Source organism: Mucilaginibacter calamicampi (assembly GCF_042676765.1).
In the GTDB taxonomy this organism is placed as follows: Bacteria; Bacteroidota; Bacteroidia; order Sphingobacteriales; family Sphingobacteriaceae; genus Mucilaginibacter; species Mucilaginibacter calamicampi.
This window is the reverse complement of record NZ_JBHTHU010000005.1, coordinates 260,926-279,940: the sequence shown is the minus strand read 5'-3', so window position 1 is coordinate 279,940 and position 19,015 is coordinate 260,926. Positions and strand designations below refer to the sequence as shown.

The 19,015-nt window shown below is 43.6% G+C and carries 19 protein-coding genes; 13 read left to right on the top strand and 6 right to left on the bottom strand.

Translation table 11 applies throughout. The features are described from left to right. Positions 1–6 precede the first annotated feature (6 nt). From ACFQZS_RS06905 to ACFQZS_RS06885, 5 genes are all read left to right on the top strand, one after another. Positions 7–1,149 carry a Gfo/Idh/MocA family protein gene (locus ACFQZS_RS06905; protein WP_377098596.1) on the top strand — a complete coding sequence of 381 codons (1,143 nt, stop codon included), beginning with the start codon at positions 7–9 and terminating at the stop codon, positions 1,147–1,149. A gap of 302 nt (positions 1,150–1,451) precedes the next feature. Next, the gene (gene trxA / locus ACFQZS_RS06900; RefSeq protein WP_377098594.1) at positions 1,452–1,748 is read left to right on the top strand and encodes a thioredoxin; all 297 of its coding nucleotides are present in this window, start codon (positions 1,452–1,454) and stop codon (positions 1,746–1,748) included. Between the two features lie 160 nt (positions 1,749–1,908). Beyond that, positions 1,909–2,172, top strand: a complete 264-nt coding sequence (locus ACFQZS_RS06895; protein WP_377098592.1) for a hypothetical protein — start codon at positions 1,909–1,911, stop codon at positions 2,170–2,172. A gap of 469 nt (positions 2,173–2,641) precedes the next feature. Beyond that, complete coding sequence (locus ACFQZS_RS06890) at positions 2,642–3,997, top strand: Gfo/Idh/MocA family protein (protein ID WP_377098590.1); 1,356 nt, start codon at positions 2,642–2,644, stop codon at positions 3,995–3,997. Between the two features lie 21 nt (positions 3,998–4,018). Continuing rightward, positions 4,019–5,053 carry a DUF6807 domain-containing protein gene (locus tag ACFQZS_RS06885; RefSeq protein ID WP_377098588.1) on the top strand — a complete coding sequence of 345 codons (1,035 nt, stop codon included), beginning with the start codon at positions 4,019–4,021 and terminating at the stop codon, positions 5,051–5,053. Positions 5,054–5,244: 191 nt separating this feature from the next. On the opposite strand, the gene lpdA is transcribed toward ACFQZS_RS06885, so the two are convergent. Beyond that, on the bottom strand, positions 5,245–6,648 hold the full coding sequence (gene lpdA, locus ACFQZS_RS06880) for a dihydrolipoyl dehydrogenase (protein WP_377099615.1): 1,404 nt from the start codon (positions 6,646–6,648) through the stop codon (positions 5,245–5,247). Between the two features lie 155 nt (positions 6,649–6,803). Here lpdA and ACFQZS_RS06875 point away from each other — a divergent pair, with 155 nt between their 5' ends. From ACFQZS_RS06875 to eno, 7 genes are all read left to right on the top strand, one after another. Then, positions 6,804–8,459 (top strand): M1 family metallopeptidase, encoded by a 1,656-nt coding sequence (locus tag ACFQZS_RS06875; protein WP_377098587.1) that lies wholly within the window; start codon positions 6,804–6,806, stop codon positions 8,457–8,459. A 61-nt stretch (positions 8,460–8,520) separates the two neighbouring features. Beyond that, a complete protein-coding gene (locus ACFQZS_RS06870) occupies positions 8,521–8,727 on the top strand; it encodes a hypervirulence associated TUDOR domain-containing protein (protein WP_377098585.1) in 207 nt (68 codons plus the stop codon). 448 nt (positions 8,728–9,175) lie between these two features. Then, complete coding sequence (locus ACFQZS_RS06865; RefSeq protein ID WP_377098583.1) at positions 9,176–9,937, top strand: ABC transporter ATP-binding protein; 762 nt, start codon at positions 9,176–9,178, stop codon at positions 9,935–9,937. Positions 9,938–9,994: 57 nt separating this feature from the next. Continuing rightward, positions 9,995–11,098 (top strand): ABC transporter permease, encoded by a 1,104-nt coding sequence (locus ACFQZS_RS06860; protein ID WP_377098581.1) that lies wholly within the window; start codon positions 9,995–9,997, stop codon positions 11,096–11,098. Positions 11,099–11,177: 79 nt separating this feature from the next. Beyond that, positions 11,178–11,894, top strand: a complete 717-nt coding sequence (locus tag ACFQZS_RS06855; RefSeq protein ID WP_377098579.1) for a DUF2490 domain-containing protein — start codon at positions 11,178–11,180, stop codon at positions 11,892–11,894. Positions 11,895–11,991: 97 nt separating this feature from the next. Next, positions 11,992–12,720 (top strand): DUF2490 domain-containing protein, encoded by a 729-nt coding sequence (locus ACFQZS_RS06850; protein WP_377098577.1) that lies wholly within the window; start codon positions 11,992–11,994, stop codon positions 12,718–12,720. Positions 12,721–12,846: 126 nt separating this feature from the next. After that, the gene (gene eno / locus ACFQZS_RS06845; protein ID WP_377098575.1) at positions 12,847–14,145 is read left to right on the top strand and encodes a phosphopyruvate hydratase; all 1,299 of its coding nucleotides are present in this window, start codon (positions 12,847–12,849) and stop codon (positions 14,143–14,145) included. 77 nt (positions 14,146–14,222) lie between these two features. Here eno and ACFQZS_RS06840 read toward each other — a convergent pair whose 3' ends face one another. The 5 genes from ACFQZS_RS06840 to ACFQZS_RS06820 form a co-directional block, all read right to left on the bottom strand. Next, positions 14,223–14,498 (bottom strand): hypothetical protein, encoded by a 276-nt coding sequence (locus ACFQZS_RS06840; RefSeq protein WP_377098573.1) that lies wholly within the window; start codon positions 14,496–14,498, stop codon positions 14,223–14,225. A 64-nt stretch (positions 14,499–14,562) separates the two neighbouring features. Further along, positions 14,563–15,216, bottom strand: coding sequence for a hypothetical protein (locus tag ACFQZS_RS06835; protein WP_377098571.1), 654 nt, complete (start codon positions 15,214–15,216; stop codon positions 14,563–14,565). A 2-nt stretch (positions 15,217–15,218) separates the two neighbouring features. Further along, positions 15,219–17,048, bottom strand: coding sequence for a M61 family metallopeptidase (locus ACFQZS_RS06830; RefSeq protein ID WP_377098569.1), 1,830 nt, complete (start codon positions 17,046–17,048; stop codon positions 15,219–15,221). 83 nt (positions 17,049–17,131) lie between these two features. Further along, on the bottom strand, positions 17,132–17,506 hold the full coding sequence (locus ACFQZS_RS06825) for a GreA/GreB family elongation factor (protein WP_377098567.1): 375 nt from the start codon (positions 17,504–17,506) through the stop codon (positions 17,132–17,134). A 165-nt stretch (positions 17,507–17,671) separates the two neighbouring features. Next, the gene (locus tag ACFQZS_RS06820; protein ID WP_377098565.1) at positions 17,672–18,442 is read right to left on the bottom strand and encodes an Fpg/Nei family DNA glycosylase; all 771 of its coding nucleotides are present in this window, start codon (positions 18,440–18,442) and stop codon (positions 17,672–17,674) included. Between the two features lie 145 nt (positions 18,443–18,587). Here ACFQZS_RS06820 and ACFQZS_RS06815 point away from each other — a divergent pair, with 145 nt between their 5' ends. Beyond that, complete coding sequence (locus tag ACFQZS_RS06815) at positions 18,588–18,911, top strand: hypothetical protein (RefSeq protein ID WP_377098563.1); 324 nt, start codon at positions 18,588–18,590, stop codon at positions 18,909–18,911. The last annotated feature ends 104 nt before the right edge of the window (positions 18,912–19,015 follow it).

The window sequence follows — 19,015 nt, the reverse complement described above, 5'->3', positions numbered from 1 at the left end:
TGCTTTATGAACATTAACGACAATACCCGCAGACAATTTTTAAAGAAAACGGCTATGGTAGCCGGTGGCAGTTTACTGCTTCCGCCATCGCTATTAGCTTCTCCCCCTCCGCCGCCACCGGTAAAAGCCGCTGATGCTAAAATACGTTTCTCGGTAATAGGCATTAACCACAGCCACATAAACGCCATGGTTGATGCTGTAACACGCGGAGGCGGCCAAATAGTAGCTGTTTACGCCAAAGAGCCTGATCTGCTGGCCTCGTTTATGCGCAGATATCCAACGGTAAAAAAAGCAGCGACTGATACCGAAATTTTGGAAGACCCTTCCATCCAGCTTATTTTAAGTTCAGGAATTCCGGTTGACCGCGCCCCCTTGGGTGTTAAGGTAATGCAGCATGGCAAAGATTACCTGGTTGATAAACCGGGTGTTATAACGCTTGATCAGCTGGCCGAAGTGCGTAAAGTGCAGAAGCAAACCAAACGCATTTACTCTATAATGTACAGCGAAAGGCTGGAGAATAAGGGCAGCGTAAAAGCAGGCGAGCTGGTGCAGGCCGGAGCCATTGGCAAGGTGGTGCAAACCATCAACATAGCCCCGCATAAAATGACGCCTAAAAGTCGCCCCGATTGGTTTTTTGATCCTAAATATTATGGCGGTATCATTACCGACATTGGCTCGCACCAGTTTGACCAGTATTTGTTTTATACCGGCTCAACCAAGGCCGAGGTTACAGCATCGCAGGTGGCCAATGTGCATAACCCACAATACCCAAAATTTGAAGACTTTGGTGATGCCATGGTACACGGCAACGGCGGTATGGGCTACGTGCGCTTGGATTGGTTCACCCCCGATGGTGTAAGCGTATTTGGCGATGGCCGCCTTACCATTCTGGGTACGGATGGTTATATTGAAGTGCGTAAATATATTGACATAGCAGGCAGGCCGGGTGGCAGTCACGTTTTTTTGGCAGATAAAAAAGGCATTCAATACATTGATTGCGCCAACCAGGTGCTGCCCTTTGGCGAGCAGTTTGTTAACGATGTACTTAACCGCACCGAAACCGCCATGCCACAGGCGCATTGCCTTTTAGCTACAGAGTTGGCGTTGCAGGCGCAGGCGAAAGCCAAACGGTTGGATTTGAAATTGTAATTGCTGATACTTGCTTAAGAGTTTCCGAGAGGTTTAAAAAGAAGCGGCGGGCAGTGCGATTCCCTCCCCACGGGAGGGTGTAGGGAGGGGTTATGCCGCCTTACAAAACCCCTTCCCGCCATTTCACAACCTGCCGCACCCTTCCCCGAGGAAGGAGTTTTGATGGTGACACCCAATGTTAAGTATCCAATAATGAAGGTAACTTGGACATTCGGCATTCAGTGTTTCATTTTAAAAGGCTTCGGTTTTAAGGGGAGATCAGCGTGGGCAAAACATTTCCATCCTACTTAAGTTATACTATCATGGCCACCTTCAATGAAATAATAGCATCAGAAAAACCAGTGTTGGTTGATTTTTCGGCCGAGTGGTGCGGGCCCTGCAAAATGATGCCCCCTATTTTGCAGCAGCTTAAAAGCAGCCTGGGCGATAAAGTAACCGTTATCAAAATTGATATTGATAAAAATCCGGCTGTGGCCAACGCCTACGGCATACAAAGCGTGCCCACGCTAATGGTATTTAAAAACAGCCAAACCAAATGGCGACAAAGCGGCGTTGTGCCCGCTACGCAGTTAGAGCAGGTGCTAACGCAATACCTGTAGCAAACTTAATATAGCCTTAGTATTACTTTCATTTGGCACCTTTAACTTTAAGGTAAGTATTTAACGCGTATTTAACATTTCAATCGCAATATTTTGCGCCGAATAATGTTTTAATAAAAGCATCTACAAAATTTACTACCTATAAAAAACCGGAGGCATTATGTTACAGCAATTAGGCTTTTTGCCACAGCGTCAGTTTCATGTTTTGATCAGCCTGCCCGGGCAGGAACTTAACCTCACCGTTTTACCCCATAACGACGGCCACTTTAAAGTAATAGAACACGGCGATGTGCTAGGCGAAGTTGACCTTACGCCCGATTATAAATGCGTGCACCGCAGCGGTAAACTCAACAACAATATAATTAAGCAATTAGAACAGCATATAAGCGATTATTACGGCAGGTTTAAAGAGTTGTTTGGGTAATAATTAAAATCCTCTCCAACTCGTCTTTGCAAGGAACGGAGCAATCTCTGCGCGATAGCATGTGGGGGCTTATTAATTGTTTGGTTAAGTTTTAGCGGTACTATCCCGCTCATTAATCCTATCCCATCTTTACATTTTTTGTCTCACCGTGGGACAAAAATCACCATTTTCACATCATATCTGATAATCAATCAATTACCCCAATTTCATAGCTAATTTTCCTGACGAATAAGTTGTCTCACTTTGTCCCACAGGCAAACCGTAAAATATTAATTGTCAGGTGTTTAATGAAAAATCTGTCCCAACCTGTCTCACTTTGTCCCGCAATCGTGTGAGACGAAACACGCCGTAATTTGTTGCAGATATGTGGCTAAAGTTTGTACTTTTAAAATCGGGAGTCGAGCCGTAAACCCTATGCCGGCAAGCCCCGTGTAAACCAATTAAAAACCGTATTAAACAAACATAAGCTATGGAAGAATCGCGTCGTAAATTTATTAAACAGGCGTCAATAGCTACAGGCGGCCTGCTGGTAAGCAAAACCGCCTGGAGCGCACAAAGTTACAAGCGCATCATCGGGGCTAATGATAGAGTTCGGGTGGGCGTTGTTGGTTATTCTGACAGGCACAAAGGCGCGCACATGCCTTGTTTTATGAACCACTACAAAGAACTGAACTTTGATATTGTGGCGGTATCAGACATATGGAACAAACGCCGCGAAGAAGGCGTTGCCACATGGAAACAGAAAATGGGGCATGACATTGAGGCCTGCCGCAATAATGAAGAAATGTATGGCAAAAAACTGGTTGACGCCGTGTTTGTAAGCACTGCCGATTTTCAACACGCCCGACACGCCATTGAAGCCGTAAAAGCAGGTTGCGATGTATACTGCGAAAAACCCTTTGCCGAAACCATGGAAGACAACCGCGAAGCTTTAAAGGTAATTAAGGCATCTGACAGGATTGTGCAGATCGGATCGCAAAGGCGTAGTGGTACTAATTATCATGCGGCCAATGATTTTATTAAATCAGGAAAGTTTGGGCCTATAACAATGGTTGAACTAGCATGGAACGTTAACCAGCCCGGCAGGTGGCGCAGGCCCGATGTAGTAGCGCAATTAAAGGAAGCAGATACTGATTGGAAGAGGTTTTTAGGAAACCGCCCGTTTGAAAAGTTTGACCCACGTATATATTTAGAATATCGCCTGTTCTGGCCTTATTCATCAGGCTTACCCGGCCAATGGATGAGCCATCAGATTGATACGGTACACTGGTTTACGGGTTTAAAACACCCACGAAGTGTAACCGCTAACGGTGGTATTTATCAATGGAAAGATGGCAGGCGTAACTGGGATACCATTACCGCAGTATTTGATTATGGCCCGGCAGACGATCCTGCAACGGGTTTCCAGGTATCGTTTCAGTCGCGTATGCATAACGGCACCGAAAACCCTACCGAAATTTACTATTCAAACGGCGGCGAGCTTAACCTTGATACTAACAAAATATCGCCTAAAGGCGGCTTAACACAGCGGTTTGCAGCAGCCATGAACATGCAGCCATTTTTATTGCCCGAACAAACCCTGGCAAGTACAGAAAAAGTAGTGGCAAGTGCCAACACGGGTGGCGACGCCTTAACGTCTGCCCATGTGCGCAATTGGATGGAATGTATACGCAGCAGAAAAACACCTAATGCACCTGTTGAGGCGGGTTATTCACATTCTATTGCCAACATTATGACCACCGCCGCGGCGCACACTGGCGGCAAGGCAACTTTTGATGAGAAGACCCAGGAGGTTATGGTTAATGGCAAGGTGTTTAAGTATTAAGACTTAACATATTCAACAACTATGAGCAAGTTTAAAACACCCGCTTTAATTGTGGCATTATGTGCAGTATGTGCAAGTGCCATGGCCCAACAGCAGGTGATTGTTAGGTCATCGGCAAAAGGTAAAATAGACGTAACTATTGGCGGCAAAGCCTTTACCAGTTTTTTATATCCGGATACGCTGGAGAAATCAGTACTTTATCCGTTGGTAGCGGCTAATGGCACAACGGTAACACGGGGCTTTCCGCTTAACCCGCAGCCCGGCGATCCTATTGATCACCCGCATCATATTGGCCTTTGGTTTAACTATGAAAACCTGAATGGCTTAGATTTCTGGAACAACAGCTATGCTATCCCGACGGCTAAGAAAAGTCAATACGGCTGGATCCGCACAGATAAAATATTGGAAACCAAAAGCGGAACCACGGGCGTTATTGCCTACCACGCCAACTGGACCAACCAGGCCAAAGAGGTGATATTGCAAGAAACCACCCGATATGAGTTTAGTGGCGACGCTAACAGGCGGATAATTGACAGGATCACTACCATTAAGGCCGATATGGAAGCCAGGTTTACCGATGCTAAGGATGGCATGCTGGGCATTCGCCTGGCGCATGCGCTGGAGATACCCAGCACGGTAGATCAAAAGTTTACAGACGATAAAGGCATTGTTACAATTGTTAAGGCCGGTACAGATAAAATACCCAACGGCAATTACTTAACCAGCGCAGGCAAAACAGGCGACGATGCGTGGAGCACCCGCGGCGAATGGTGCAAAGTATTTGGCAAGATGGGAGCGGATTCTATCAGCGTGTCCATTATTGATCACCCTAAAAACCCTAACTACCCTACCTTTTGGCATGCACGCGGGTATGGCTTATTTGCCGCTAACCCATTAGGCGAAAAGATCTTTACCAATGGCAAATCGGCTAAGAACCTGGTATTGCAAAAGGGGGAATCGGTTACGTTTAGGTACAGAATAGTTGTTAGTAATGGCAAAACCACACCAGGCGTTAAGGAGTTGAATGCGATGGCGAGTGCGTTTTCGAAAAAGTAACCGCTTATTTATTTGTCATCCTGAACGCAGTGAAGGATCTTATCCGTCTCGCTAAGCTAGGCGCCCTGCACGGCATCGCTTACAACATTCTTCGCTGTTGCACAGAATGACAGAGAAAACAACAAAGCCTTTCCAACTGGAAAGGCTTTGCTATTCTATCAAAATCCGAAATCGAAAATTCGAATCCGAAATTAAATATGTATCGGCCTGTTGGCGGTTGCGGCTAAACAAGCTTCGCGCATAGCTTCAGTGTAAGTCGGGTGCGCATGGCTCATGCGGGTTACATCCTCTGCACTGGCACGGAACTCCATCGCGCAAACGGCCTCGGCAATCATATCGGCAGTACGCGGACCGATCATGTGTACACCTAATATCTCGTCGGTAGCTTCGTCAGCCAATACTTTCACAAAGCCGTCCATATCACCGCTGGCTACTGCCCTGCCGCTTGCACGGAACGGAAACGAACCTGATTTGTATTTAATACCTGCTGCTTTCAGCTGCTCTTCTGTCTGACCAACAGCCGCAACCTCCGGCCAGGTATAAACAACACCCGGTATCAGATTATAGTTGATATGTGGTTTTTGTCCGGCAATGGTTTCGGCAACATAAGTACCTTCATCTTCGGCCTTGTGGGCCAGCATAGCGCCGCGTACCACATCGCCAATGGCGTAAACACCTTTAACGCTGGTTTCCATGTGGTCGTTAACAGTGATCTTACGTCCGCGCTCTTCAACGGTGATGCCTATCTTATCCAAGCCCAGGCTATCTGTATAAGCAACACGGCCAACAGCTACCAGGCAGTAATCGCCTTTCAGTTCTTTCTTTTCGCCTTGCGGAGAATCAAAAGTAACGGTAACCTCTTTACCCTTAACGGTAGCGCCGGTAACCTTATGCCCCAGGTAAAACTCCATTCCTTGCTTAGATAATACCTTTTGCAATTCTTTACCCAAGGCTTTATCCATAGTTGGGATAATGCCATCCATAAACTCAATTACAGATACTTTGGCGCCTAAACGTGCGTATACAGAACCTAACTCAAGGCCGATAACACCCCCACCTATCAGCACCAAATGCTTAGGCACTTCGGTAAGCGTTAAGGCTTCTGTTGAGGTAATGATGCGTTTTTTATCTATCTTGATAAAAGGCAGGCTTGACGGTTTAGAGCCGGTTGCAATAATTACATTCTTACCTGTTATCTCCTGCGTTTTTCCATCAGCGGCAGTAATAACAATGGTGTTTTTATCTTTAAAAGATCCCATGCCCTGATAGGCGTCAATCTTATTTTTCTTGAACAGGAAGCTGATACCGGCGGTGTTTTTTTGCACTACTTCGGTTTTGCGCTTCATCATCTGGGCAATGTCAACCTTAAGGTCTTTAAGATTAATGCCATGGCTTTGAAAGGTATGACCTGCATTATAAAAATGCTCCGAAGAATCTAACAAAGCTTTTGATGGGATGCAACCCACATTTAAACAAGTACCGCCATAGGTAGCATATTTTTCAATACAGGCGGTTTTTAAACCAAGCTGGGCGCTGCGTATGGCGGCCACATAGCCACCCGGCCCCGAGCCGATCACGATAACATCATATTGCATATTTATTGTTTTGGTGCCCAAAGTTAATTATTTTGGAGATTAGTGATTAGTTAATTAGAGATTAGTTGGCTTTGTTGAGCAAAATGTTACGAAGATATTATTAAATATTAATTTAGGGCGGATGTATTATATTTGAGTCTCATTAACTGCGTATTATGAAATTTACCCGTATCCTCCTATTCATTTTAGGGCTTGTACCCTTTTGTACCCAGGCTCAGCTACTTAAAGCAAAGGCAAAGTATACCCGTGCAGATACTTTGCGTGGTATGCTAACGCCACTGCGCACATGTTATGATATTAACTACTATCACCTTGACGTTAAGTTTGATATCGATAAAAAATTCATCAGCGGCAGCAACCGGTTTAAATTTACGGCTACCGAGAATTTTACTAAACTTCAGTTCGACCTGTTTGATAACCTGAAAATTGAAAAGGTTGTTTATAAAGGTGCCAACCTGCCGTTTAAGCGCGAGTTTAACGCCGTTTTTGTAACCTTCCCTAAAACTATAACCAAAGGCTCAAAAGATGAGTTTACAGTATACTATTCAGGTAATCCTGTTGTTGCGAAAAAAGCGCCTTGGGATGGCGGTGTGGTTTACACTGCCGACTCGTTAGGCAAGCCTTTTGTAGCAACCGCCTGCCAGGGCTTGGGTGCCAGCGTTTGGTGGCCTAACAAAGATCATCAGGCGGATGAGGTTGACAGCATGCTCATCAGTATTAGCGTGCCTACAGGATTACAGGATGTATCCAACGGTCGCTTGCGTAAAACCACCGACCTGAAGAATGGGTATACAAAGTTTGACTGGTTTGTTGGCAGCCCTATTAATAACTATGGCGTCGCGGTAAACATTGCCAACTACGCTCACATAAGCGATACCTATGCCGGCGAAAAGGGTAATCTTAGCCTGGATTACTGGGTGTTGAGTTATAACGCCGCTAAAGCCAAAAAACACTTTGACGCCAATGTAAAACCCATGCTAAAAGCATTTGAAAACTGGTTTGGCCCGTACCCCTGGTACGAAGATGGATATAAACTGGTTGAAACCCCATTTTTAGGTATGGAGCATCAAAGCGCGGTTGCTTACGGCAATAAATACGGTAACGGCTACCTGGGGCAGGATCTATCGCTTACAGGCTGGGGCTTAAAGTGGGATTATATAGTTGTGCACGAAAGCGGGCATGAGTGGTTTGGCAACAACGTCACATCAAAAGACATTGCCGATATGTGGATACATGAGGGCTTTACAGATTACTCTGAATCATTGTTTATAGAAAGTAATTACGGCAAACAGGCCGGGTTGGAGTATAACTTAGGCCTGCGTAAAGGCATTGATAATGATGGGCCAATTGTTGGGCCATATAATGTTAACAAAGAAGGATCAGGCGATATGTATCCTAAAGGCTCGGTATTGTTAAACACCATACGTACCATTATTAATGATGATGCTAAATGGCGCGATATATTGAGGGGACTGAATAAAACGTTTTATCATAAAACGGTTACTTATGATGATATAACGGGCTATATCTCGCAACAGGCGGGCATGAATCTGGCACCTGTTTTTGATCAGTATCTGCATTATAAAACCTTGCCGATACTTAACATTGAAAATGTTAACGGCCGTTTGTATATCCGTTGGATAGCAGAAGCAGCCAATTTTACTATGCCGGTTAAAATACGCGTTAAAGGTGGCGAGTATAAATTTGTAACTGTTACAAATACATTAAAACCATTTGAGATTGCGGGCCTGACCAAAGACAACGTAGAGGTTGATACATTTAATTATTACATAGGTACCCTGATAGAATAATTTTTGGCAACGCGTTTGCTTAACAGAAATAGCTCCCGCTTATTGGGAGCTATTTCTGTTTATGAAAAAAGGAGATAAAGTTACCTGGAAGTGGGGCAAAGGCACCGCCGAAGGCGAGATAGTTAAAAAGCACACCGGGCCGATTGAAAAAACTATAAAGGGCGCGCATGTAAAGCGCAACGCCAGCCGAGATGAACCGGCTTATGAGGTTAAGCAGGAAGATGGCGGCAAGGCTTTAAAATCAGAAAGTGAGTTGAAAAAGGGATGATATCATAAGTCTGTCTAGCAAGTAAAAACCATTCCTGCCCAATCGGGTCATGCCGAATTTATTTCGGCATCTCATCAACTATGAACGCGTGCTGAGCAAATGGATGCTGAAACAACTTCAGCATGACGCTTTTATCATAGCTTAAAACCCACAGTTGTAAATACTTTCGCCGCCAACGCCCCACATTTACCGACAATTAGGCCGCGTTTACCTAAAAACTATATGTTACCCTGCTGATTTGAGCCAATTTTGGTCTATAAATCATCACGCACAACAATGGGAAAGTTTTTAACCGCATCGTTATTTTTAATGTTGGCCAAATTTGTAGCACATATCGCCTTAGCTATCCAATTAATTGGTCACCTGGTTAAATAAGGCAGTTAACACTAAATTGTAATTAACCAAAAATAATATTGCATTGTAGCTATTTCTGCAGCACCTTTACACCATGGTAAAACAACCTATAATCACAGTAAAAAACCTGGTAAAAAATTACGGCGATTTTAACGCGGTAAACGACATCAGCTTTGAAGTTCATGAAGGCGAGATATTTGGCCTGCTGGGCCCGAATGGAGCCGGCAAAACCACCACCCTTGAAATAATTGAGAGCCTGCGCGATAAAACATCAGGTAGCGTTACCGTTGATGGCTTTGATATTGACGTCCATGCCGGCGAGATAAAGAAACGTATTGGTGTACAACTGCAGGCGGCGGGATATTATCCCAACCTTAACCTATCCGAATTGATAGAACTATTTTGCGGCCTTTATGGTGTAAATAAAACCCCGGCAGAGATGCTGGCTAAAGTTGCGCTTGAAGACAAGGCAAAAGCAAAATATAAAGAACTATCCGGCGGGCAAAAGCAACGCTTTTCTATTGCTACCACGCTGATCAACGACCCTCGCATTGTTTTTTTAGATGAGCCAACTACCGGACTGGACCCACAGGCGCGTCGTAATTTATGGGATCTGATCCGCGAGATACGCGATAACGGAACTACCGTGGTTATTACCACACACTATATGGATGAAGCTGAGGTGCTTTGCGATCGTGTTGCCTTTGTTGATGGCGGCCGCATAATCGGCATAGACACCCCAGACCAGTTTATTGACAACCTGGTGGCAACCGGTTTTGAGCGCCCTAAACAGGTAAAGGCTGCCAATTTAGAAGATGTATTTATTAACCTGACGGGTAAGGAATGGCGCGGTTGATTTCGAATTTCGGATGTTCGATTTCGGATTTTTTTAATGACTAATGACTATTGACCAATGACCAACAACAACAAACCATATAACAACATTCGCGCTACGCTTTCTATCGCTAAAGCCGCTTTTCGCTCTATAACCCGCAGCCCTTCGTCGGTAGTGTTTAGTTTGGCGTTTCCGCTGATATTTATTTTGGTGTTTGGGTTTATTGGCGGCGGGGGCCTATCTGTTGATGTGGGAATGGCTAAAGGCAGCGATACGTCTAACTATATTTACAAGGCTTTAAGCAGCAGCGGCGTTATCAGAATAAATGATAATCTGTCGCCGGAAGAGATGGATAAAAGTTTGCAAAAAGGGAGTATAGATGCAATCATCAGCATAAAAAAGAATCAATCTGCGCCTCCATTTACTATAGACGTCCAATACACCCGCGCATCATTAGAAAAAGGAAATATCCTTAAATCAATTCTGAATAATGTTATTTATCAGGCTAACACACGTGGCGGACAAATGCCGCCCCCTGTTGCCGAGTTAAAAGAAACAACCGTTCATGGTCGCGAGTATAAAACCATCGACTTTATTTTACCGGGGCAATTAGGCTTTTCGCTATTAAGCACCGGCGTGTTTGGTACCGCCTTTGTGTTTTTAAGTCTGCGCATTACACTGGTTATCAAACGTTTTTTTGCTACGCCCGTACAGCGCTACAGCATAGTTTTAGGCGAGGCCATTGCACGGATCTCCTTCGCCTTGATCGGAGCACTGTTTATTATACTGATAGGGCATTTTGCCTTTGGCTTTACGCTGATACACGGTGCGGTCACGGTGATCAATATGCTGCTCCTCTCTACCCTCGGGGTAATCGTTTTTATGGGCTTTGGCTTTGTAGTATCGGGTATTGCAAAAAGCGAGAGTTCTGTGCCGCCTATTGCCAACATAATTACCTTGCCGCAATTTCTGCTATCGGGTACTTTCTTTTCTATAAATGTTTTTCCATCATGGCTGCAGCCTATAAGCCGTGCTTTACCCCTCACCTATTTAAACGATGCGCTGCGAAAGGTGGCTTTTGAGGGGGCGGGATTGTTTGATGTAGGCAATCAGATTTTGATCATGGTAATTTGGGGTGTAGTGATCTATGCGCTGGCAGTGAAACTGTTTAAATGGGAATAAGGGCGCGACTTATTTATTAATGAGGTTAATATTAATAAATTGTAAACCATACATTTGCTGCCCTAATTATATTGATTAAATGTTTTTATACAAGGGCAGGTATGCCCTTATATTCTTTTTAACAGCATTCAGCTTTACCGCCAGGGCCCAGAACAACAAAACCGGCTTTTTAGGGCTTATGAACGTATTAATACCCGGCGATACCACCCACCGCTGGGGCGGTTATGCCGAACTGCAGTTACGCACCAATACCTTTGTAGGCCAATTTTATTATTACGAGCTGCATGGTGGCATCAGCTATAATACGTCTAACAAAACAGCATTTCTTTTAGGTACGGGCCGCTATATTACCGATGATTACCGTGACCTGAGTTTACTGCCCATCACCTCCGAGTTTAGGATGTGGGAACAGGTAACCATCAACGAGAACTGGCAGAGATTAAATCTGGAGAACCGTTTCAGGGTTGAGCAACGTTGGGTAAACAGCAATTATCGTAACCGCTTTAGCTACAGGCTAAGTTTGTTATTCCCGCTTACGCATCGTCAAATGACGGCCAATACCGTTTATATCAATGTTAACGACGAGATCTCGCTGAACAATAAAATGCCAAATTTTGAGCGCAACCGTTTCCTTGCCACATTAGGTTATCAGTTTTCTACACCGTTACGCATCCAGGCCGGCTGGTCTCACCAGTACATTCACACATCAACCAATACTGCTGCCAAAGGCAGTATGGCATTAGCGGTTGTTTACAGAGTGATACGCGGCACACATAAACCTCATCCGCACATATAAGCACTGTTAACACAAACTTAACATTGTGTGCCAAATATTTAATATTGAGGTAATATTAACAAAATACATTTGCCATTAAAATTTACACAAACTTAACATGGCAAACCTAAAGGCACGGTTATTCGGTCTATTTTTCATCCTGTCAATTATTTCATTTTCCGCAAAAGCACAAAATAACAAACCAGGTGTTTTTGGCATTGCGACCATAACAATGCCCGGCGACAGTGTTACGCGCTGGGGTGGCTATATAGAGCTGCAGACACGCTCCAATAAGTTTTTTAACCAGTTTTTTTATTACGAAACAAAGGGTGGCATAAGCTATGACATTGCTAACAATTACACGGCGCTTTTAGGCGCAGGCCGCTATGTTACCGATGAGAATGATCTGGGACTTACGCCCAACACCGAGTTCAGAATGTGGGAACAAATGACGGTTAACAGCTTTTTAGACCGTGTTAAGTTTGAGCACCGTTACCGGGCCGAACAGCGTTGGGTGAACGGTATTTATCGTAACCGCTTTCGCTACCGTTTGAGTATGGTTATCCCACTTAATAATAAAAAGGTAAGTCCGGGAACATTTTTTATAGGGATATTTGACGAAGTTTTCTTTAATAATAAAGCGCCACATTTTGAGCGTAACCGTTTTTCGGCGGGGCTGGGGTATCAGTTTGATAAATCATTTAGTTTGCAGTTGGGATGGCTTAACCAATACAATTATAACCTTGCCACTGCAGGCGCTAAAAACAACCTGGCTATTAATATAAATTATCGCATACACCGCGATCACAAAAAATCAAAAGAACAAATACCAACCTCTGCAGATTAAGCGCCGTATTAAGCAATTGTTAATATTTAAAGTTTTTCCGCTTATTTATTGAAGATTTGTATCTTTGAATAATCTAAGTGTACACTTTACACACTGCGAGAAGTATAAATTAATCCTAAATAGAAAATGAGTTTAATAATTGATGTTCACGCCCGCCAGATACTTGACTCTCGCGGTAATCCTACTATTGAAGTTGATGTGTTAACCGAAAACGGCTTTTTAGGCCGTGCTGCTGTGCCATCAGGCGCATCAACAGGTGCATACGAGGCAGTTGAACTTCGCGATGGCGATAAATCAAAATACCTGGGTAAAGGGGTTTTAAAAGCTGTTGCCAACGTAAATGATATTATAGCTAAAGAATTGCAAGGCGTTGATGTGTTTGATCAAAACAGCATCGATAAAATAATGATAGACCTTGATGGCACAGATAACAAAAGCAACTTAGGCGCTAACGCCATTTTAGGTGTATCATTAGCTGCTGCAAAAGCTGCCGCGCAGGAAAGCCGCCAGCCGCTATACCGCTATATTGGTGGTGTAAATGCTAATACGCTGCCTATACCAATGATGAACATTGTTAATGGTGGTTCTCATTCTGACGCTCCCATAGCGTTCCAGGAGTTTATGATCATGCCAATTGGCGCGCCATCATTCTCTGAGGCTTTACGTTGGGGTGCCGAAGTCTTTCATACCCTAAAGAAAATATTACATGACCGCGGCCTTTCAACCGCTGTAGGCGACGAAGGTGGCTTTGCTCCTACCTTTGGTGGTACCGAAGATGGTGTTGAAACCATTTTACAGGCCATTGAAAAAGCAGGCTATAAAGCAGGCGAAGATATTTGCCTTGCATTTGACTGCGCAGCCTCTGAGTTTTACAAAGATGGTAAATACGATTACACCAAATTTGAAGGCGAAAAAGGTGCTATCCGCACCAGCGAAGAGCAGGCAGAATACTTGGCTGAGTTAACCCGCAAATACCCTGTTATTTCTATTGAAGATGGTATGGCAGAGGATGATTGGGCCGGCTGGAAAATATTAACCGACAAAATTGGCGATAAAGTACAGTTAGTTGGAGATGACTTGTTTGTTACTAACGTAGTACGTTTACAACAAGGTATTGATAATGCTACTGCCAACTCTATACTTGTAAAAGTTAACCAGATAGGGTCACTAACCGAAACTATTAACGCGGTGTCATTAGCGCAAACCAGCAGCTATACTTCAGTAATGAGTCACCGCTCTGGCGAGACGGAAGATGTTACTATTGCTGATTTAGCCGTGGCTTTAAATTGCGGCCAGATCAAAACCGGTTCGGCTTCACGTTCAGACAGGATCGCTAAATACAATCAATTATTACGTATTGAAGAAGAATTAGGCGAGAACGCAAAATTCATAGGCAAAAACTTTAAATACGCTTATAAGAAATAAGGTAAAAGCTGAAAGGCGAAAGGTAAAAGGCTCTTTGATTTTTCAAGGAGCCTTTTTTTATTAGGGTACGTAGTTTGCTAAATTATATGCGTCAATTTTAAAAAGCACACTACCAACAGCATTACGGTGCCTAATGTCATTATGTATTTTCCCTGTTTACGGTCATTTTCGCTATGGGCTAGCACCACTTCACCGTTAGGCAAAGTCTTTCTGTAGCCTGCCAGATACTGGCCGATAAAAACACCGATCAGGCCACCGAGTAACGCGAATATATAACCTAATATGATAATGTTCTTTTGAGAAGCTTCGGGAGCTTTTAAGTCTTCTACGCGGTCTTGCTGTATATTTTCCATTTTTCTTTTTTTACTATTATTTTGATAGTTGATCTTGTGTGTCTCTAACGGGCATAGGCTTTTACTAAAAGAAATCCCTTAATCTGAAAAGAAAAGCCAAGACAAAACACACAGTGGCTATATAAAATATATTGCGCCCATGCTTACGGGTATTTTCACTGTAAATGAAAACCATTTCGCCGTTGGGCAAAGTTTTTTTGTGTGCGTATAGGTGTCTGCCAATAAAAACACCAATAATGCCGCCTAACAAAGCAAACACATATCCTAAAATTACCCACAAGGTTGGCGAAGGCTCAGGCTGCCTTAATTCTACAATTCTATCATTCTGTATCTGCTTAACTTTTCCGTCGCTCACATCATGTCCACGGTCTTTTAATATTTTTCGCGCCAGCACTATATCAAATGCACTCCACTCATCCGCTTTGGTTACCACATCAAATAACTCCTCATCGGTAAAACCAAAAAGGTAATAATCGCTGCCTACTTTTTCAATGTCTTCCAATTCGCTTTGCTGCAACAGATCATTTATTCTGTCAAAGTCTGCGGCATAAGCCATTATAACATAGCTTTTAGCGGCACCCGTCATGGTAGCTATATCAATTTTAGGAGCAATGGTTTTTAGCTCGTACTGAACGCCGTTCTGCTTTAGCGTATTAGCCACGTCCTCGGCCAGGGCCAGGTCGTCAAACGTTCTAAAAGAGATCAGATCTTTTTCCATGGTTATCTGCCTATTAAGGCGCTCAGCAATTGCTTTTGCTGTGCTGTTGCTGCAGGCATTGGCTCAAGGTAATGTTTAGTTTTAAACTGCCCGTCTAATATTTTACCACTTAACGTTTTCTCCTGCCCCTTGCGTACCACGGTAAAGCTAATGCTGGGGTGCTGTGTATTTTCCTGAAAGTATGATCCCCATATTTCATCAATATTTTCGCCGCTAACGGCCACGCCGTCTATCGCTTTAAATACATCATTGTCTGCAATGCCCAATGGGTTATTTTCAACTCCGGTAAATAAAAAAGATTTGGTAGGCTCATCATACTTTAACCCCATCTTACCGGGATAATAGGCCTGCACATCCTTAGTCGGTGCATACTCATAGCCTATTTTACCAAAATACTCCTGGTAAGGGATTGCATTAGGCCCTGCAATATATTTATCCAAAAAATCCTTTACCGCAGGGTGCGAAGCCGCCACAAACTCATCAAACAGTTTATTATCGTCAAACGGGCGGTTAGGTCCGTACTTTTTTGACAGCTCTGTAATTACCTGCTTCAGGTCTTTTTTGCCGCCGGTTTTTTCGCGTATCTCCAGGTCCAACATCAAACCAAGCAAAGCACCGCGACTGTAAACGCTGTTATATTTTTTCTGAAAGCTGTCTTCCATTACCCGCTTACTCATTTCTGTCATAGAAAAATCGCCAAACTCATCGGCTTCGCTCATTTTCTCGCGCATTTTGGCAAAAAACTGCTTTTCATTAGTAAGGCCGTTTTGTACCTGCACCAGCTGCGCAAAATACTCGGTAATTCCCTCGTACAACCACAAATGCTGCGACATTACCGGCGCCGTAAAATTAAAATGCTCTATCTCGTTGCTGTGCAGATTTAATGGCGTTTGTATATGCAGGAACTCATGCATAGAAACATCATACACCATTGATTTCAGCCTGCTTTCCAACGTCATTTCCGGCAAATAGTATAACGACGAATAGTTGTGTTCTAAAGCGCCGTAGCCACCTTCGCCTTTGGCACGGTCGGCCAATGCTTTTTCGGGATCTTCAAAGTAGTATAAAAACTGGTAAGAGCTTATAGGCAAGCCGTTAAAGAACTTGTTTAAAGCGGCCGAAATAGGCTTTAAGTATGCCGTTACCTGCGCGCTCTTTACTTTGCCGGTTGCAGAGAATACAGCAATGTTGATCTTACTTTTACCCTCGTAAAAAGACGCAGTATCGGGCCTGGAATAAATTATTGGGTTATCAGCCAGGTAAACATAGTTTTTGGCTTTAATAATATCTTTTTGCGGCGATGCACGGTTTACATCCAAATGCGTTGCGCCGTAAAAATCTGCGGGCTTGCTTACTGCTATTTCAAATGGCATATCAGCCATGCCTTCAAAATAACCATAAAAGGCATGGTTGTTCATCACCACGTTTGTACCGGCCTCGATATTGCTGCCGCCCGGCTGAAATATAAAATCCTTATGCTTTTCGTCCCATGTATCGTTAACACGATAGCTTATTTGATCAAGCGTGGTGGCGTTGCTAATGCTGTATTGATTTTCGTTCAGTTTGTTGATTTTCAGCTTCTTTCCGCTTTTATCAAAAGCCTCAAAATCCGCTATAAACCTGCCGTAGTCTTTGCGGGCGTATGATCCCGGTATGGCTTTAGGGAACGAAAAGGTAACTTCCTGCTGACTTATAGCCGGGGTTTTAAGGGTAATGGCAACCGCATCGCTTTTAATATTGGCAATGTCGGCGGTATATTGGTAACTGTTTTGCGCAAAAGTGCTTAGGGTGCCGCTAATAACAAAGGCAGCTATAAATATTGATCTGATCATTGTGATACTGTTTCTGATGCTTAAAATACCGCAATTATTTCGGCATTACAAAAGGCAGCACAGCATTTTGGCAAATACCTGCGTCAACTAACTGATACGATCTCAAATTGGTGCACGCCGTCGGGCATTTCCCACTCCGTTCTGTGCCCGTTGCCATAGCCCAATAAGGCGATAGATAAAGGATCGTTTACAGGTATTTTGTTAAGGGTGCGGGCCTCCTGATTTTCCTCTGCTATTTGTACAGTATAAGTTTGGCGCTTACTAATGTCGCGCACCAACACTTTTGATCCTGGTTGTACAACGTTAAGTGGCAAGGCATCGTCTTTAACAATGCTGGCATCGTTTAACTCTGTAAACAGCTTGCGTTTGTTAAAAACAGATAAGCTTTTTGAAAAATATTGTTTCATTAACAGCTTGAAATTGTTGGCTGTTAATATCAATTGAAAGCGTTTTCTCATAGTGGGTCAGGGAATAGCAATTAAAGGAATTGGTTGCAAAACTGTCAAAACAGTAAACCAGCGCAAGCCATAAATATTGAGCTTAAAGCAAATATTACTATTTGAAATTAGAACGTCGTTTGAAGTTAAATAGTATAATAAAGCGCCCAACAGGACATACCCGTACTAGTCAAACACTTCCTGCTCATCAGTATAATAGGTTTTCCTTCCACCTAACTCCTTTTGATGAATGGCGGCACCGGTTTCGGTTTGTTTGTGCCGGGGCAAATGCACTTTTAAAAAATCGCGCACCTCTCCGCTGATAATGTCAGGACTGTGTTTAATTATTTGCTTTTCGGCATCTTCAAGAACCTCCTTTATGGCTTTGGCTAATTTCTTAACCGCCGCTTCAGGCAGTTTATTAGCGGGTGAAAATGGAGATATCCGTGCTTCCCACAAAATCTCGTCAGCATAAGCATTGCCTATACCCCGCAGCACCTTCTGATCCATTAAAACAGTTTTAACCGGCGAACGCTTTTTGCTCAGTTTTTCTTTAAGGTAAGCCAACTCCACTGCTAAAGCATCAGGTACATCTTTCTCCTCCGGATCAAGTGTAGGTGTGGCGGCTCCCTGATAATCTGTTAGCGCCAGGCCTTGCCCGCCCGTAAAATGCAGTTCAACTATAGTGAACTTGTGCGCGTTATCACCATCAAATGTGTAAAACTGACCGTGCAGCATCAGATGCAAACCAAGTGCATGCTTGCCAAATTCAAAATGCAGTTCTTTACCCACACGCCTTACGTTGGTTAATTCCTTTCCTTCGAGCGCGGATTTTAATTCCTTAACCGAGACATTCAGCTTTTTATGGTTTGGCGTTTCAATTTTAGCTAAGGTTTTGCCTTTGAACAATTTGTTCAGGTTACGGGCGAATACTTGAAGGTCGGGTAGTTCGGGCATGGTGGTTAATTTAATAAATAACCTTTATAAGTGCTATTAGTTTTGTTAGTATTTAATCTCAATACTGTGCGTTTAGGCATTTTTGCTGACCAATAATTGTGGTAGATGACCGGAATTTATATATTAGAGAATAACTATTCCTGATATGGAGGATAATCAAACTATTTCCTGGATATTTTTAGCTACCGCTATGGCATCTCAGGTGGAGCCAACTGATATAGCCGGAATATCCATGTTGGCTGATGGCATCAATCATGCTGTTCCAACGCAAAAAGAATTGCAGACATCCATTAGATGGTTGGCTGCTAACGATCTATTGGTGAAAACAGGAGGCAAATATTTTCTTACAGACCGTGGTAAAGAAATATTCATAGCGGCAAAAAGAAAATCGAACACTGTTTCCCAGTTGTGGAAAGACGTGGAAATTGCTGTGCTGAACTATAAGTATTTGCAAAATCCCTTGCGTTAAGGATTGCAGCGGATACCGGCCCCGCGCCTAAGGCCTGAAGGCGTATGAGCGGAAAGCCTGACCCGAAGGGGGAACGCCCACATTATTCTATTTTTTTAAACCCC